This is a genomic window from Stenotrophomonas sp. STM01, assembly GCF_014852135.1.
Taxonomy (GTDB): Bacteria; Pseudomonadota; Gammaproteobacteria; order Xanthomonadales; family Xanthomonadaceae; genus Stenotrophomonas; species Stenotrophomonas capsici.
Window position 1 is genome coordinate 1 of sequence record NZ_JACVBA010000008.1, and the last position, 2500, is coordinate 2500.

3 rRNA genes (1 of these 3 cut by a window edge) are annotated in these 2500 nt (G+C 54.6%); all 3 read right to left on the reverse strand.

Annotated features, from left to right (window positions below):
• Positions 1-76: 76 nt before the first annotated feature.
• Positions 77-191 (reverse strand): 5S ribosomal RNA (gene rrf / locus IB227_RS18310).
• Between the two features lie 128 nt (positions 192-319).
• Positions 320-434 (reverse strand): 5S ribosomal RNA (rrf, locus tag IB227_RS18315).
• 123 nt (positions 435-557) lie between these two features.
• Positions 558-2500, reverse strand: a 23S ribosomal RNA gene (locus tag IB227_RS18320); it runs 935 nt beyond the window's last position.

The window sequence follows — 2500 nt, forward strand, 5'->3', positions numbered from 1 at the left end:
CCGGGCGCGCGCCCACCGGCGATGTTCCGGGCAAAGAAAAAGCCCGCTGCGGCGGCAGCGGGCTTTGGGGTTTAAAACCTGGCGATGACCTACTCTCGCACGGCTTGAGCCGCACTACCATCGGCGCAGCTGCGTTTCACTTCCGAGTTCGGGATGGGATCGGGTGGTGCCACAGCGCTGATTTCACCAGGAAAGCGGCAGGAGCAGCGCGTTGCGCCGGCTCGAAGACGTTTCCCTTTGGGGAAGGCAAGCAAATGGACCTGCTTACATATAAAGAACAAACCCCTGCAGCGTAAGCTGCAGGGGTTTGGGATTAAAACCTTGGCGATGACCTACTCTCGCACAGCTTGAGCTGCACTACCATCGGCGCAGCTGCGTTTCACTTCCGAGTTCGGGATGGGATCGGGTGGTTCCACAGCGCTAATTTCACCAAGGAGACGGTTGGGACGTCGCCATCCAAAGAAACGGATGAGGCGCCAGTCTCGCAGAGGTCTTGTGACGTAGCGTGCACTTGGATCTATCGACATGTCATGTCGGCCAAGGCAACTTGAGGTTATATGGTCAAGCCGCACGGATCATTAGTATCAGTTAGCTCAATGCATTGCTGCACTTACACACCTGACCTATCAACCACGTAGTCTACATGGTTCCTTTAGGGGGCTTGTGCCCCGGGAAGTCTCATCTTGAGGCGCGCTTCCCGCTTAGATGCTTTCAGCGGTTATCGCTTCCGAACATAGCTACCCGGCAATGCCACTGGCGTGACAACCGGAACACCAGAGGTTCGTCCACTCCGGTCCTCTCGTACTAGGAGCAGCCCCTCTCAAACTTCCAACGCCCATGGCAGATAGGGACCGAACTGTCTCACGACGTTCTGAACCCAGCTCGCGTACCACTTTAAATGGCGAACAGCCATACCCTTGGGACCGACTACAGCCCCAGGATGTGATGAGCCGACATCGAGGTGCCAAACACCGCCGTCGATATGAACTCTTGGGCGGTATCAGCCTGTTATCCCCGGAGTACCTTTTATCCGTTGAGCGATGGCCCTTCCATACAGAACCACCGGATCACTAAGTCCTAGTTTCCTACCTGCTTGATCCGTCGATCTTGCAGTCAAGCACGCTTATGCCTTTGCACACAGTGCGCGATGTCCGACCGCGCTGAGCGTACCTTCGAGCTCCTCCGTTACTCTTTAGGAGGAGACCGCCCCAGTCAAACTACCCACCATACACGGTCCCCGATCCAGATAATGGACCTAGGTTAGAACGTCAAGCACGACAGGGTGGTATTTCAAGGATGGCTCCACTGCAGCTAGCGCCACAGTTTCATAGCCTCCCACCTATCCTACACAGACGAACTCAACGTTCAGTGTAAAGCTATAGTAAAGGTTCACGGGGTCTTTCCGTCTTGCCACGGGAACGCTGCATCTTCACAGCGATTTCAATTTCACTGAGTCTCGGGTGGAGACAGCGCCGCTGTCGTTACGCCATTCGTGCAGGTCGGAACTTACCCGACAAGGAATTTCGCTACCTTAGGACCGTTATAGTTACGGCCGCCGTTTACTGGGGCTTCGATCAAGAGCTTCGCCTTGCGGCTGACCCCATCAATTAACCTTCCAGCACCGGGCAGGCGTCACACCCTATACGTCCACTTTCGTGTTTGCAGAGTGCTGTGTTTTTGATAAACAGTCGCAGCGGCCTGGTTACTGCGACCCTCTTCAGCTATAGCTCGCATGAGCCACCAAAAAGGGTGCACCTTCTCCCGAAGTTACGGTGCCATGTTGCCTAGTTCCTTCACCCGAGTTCTCTCAAGCGCCTGAGAATTCTCATCCTACCCACCTGTGTCGGTTTACGGTACGGTCTGCGTAAGCTGAAGCTTAGGAGCTTTTCCTGGAAGCGTGGTATCAGTGACTTCGTCTAAAAGACTCGTCTCGGTGCTCGGTCTTAAAGGATCCCGGATTTGCCAAAGATCCAAACCTACCGCCTTTCCCCGGGACAACCAACGCCCGGTACACCTAACCTTCTCCGTCCCTCCATCGCACTTACGCGAGGTGCAGGAATATTAACCTGCTTCCCATCGACTACGCATTTCTGCCTCGCCTTAGGGGCCGACTCACCCTGCGCCGATTAACGTTGCGCAAGGAAACCTTGGGCTTTCGGCGTGCGGGTTTTTCACCCGCATTATCGTTACTCATGTCAGCATTCGCACTTCCGATACCTCCAGCAAGCTTCTCAACTCACCTTCACAGGCTTACGGAACGCTCCTCTACCGCGCATAACAAAGTTATGCACCCCAAGCTTCGGTTCTGTGCTTAGCCCCGTTAAATCTTCCCCGCAGACCGACTCGACCAGTGAGCTATTACGCTTTCTTTAAAGGGTGGCTGCTTCTAAGCCAACCTCCTGGCTGTCTGTGCCTTTCCACATGGTTTTCCACTTAGCACAAAATTTGGGACCTTAGCTGTGGGTCTGGGTTGTTTCCCTTTTCACGACGGACGTTAGCA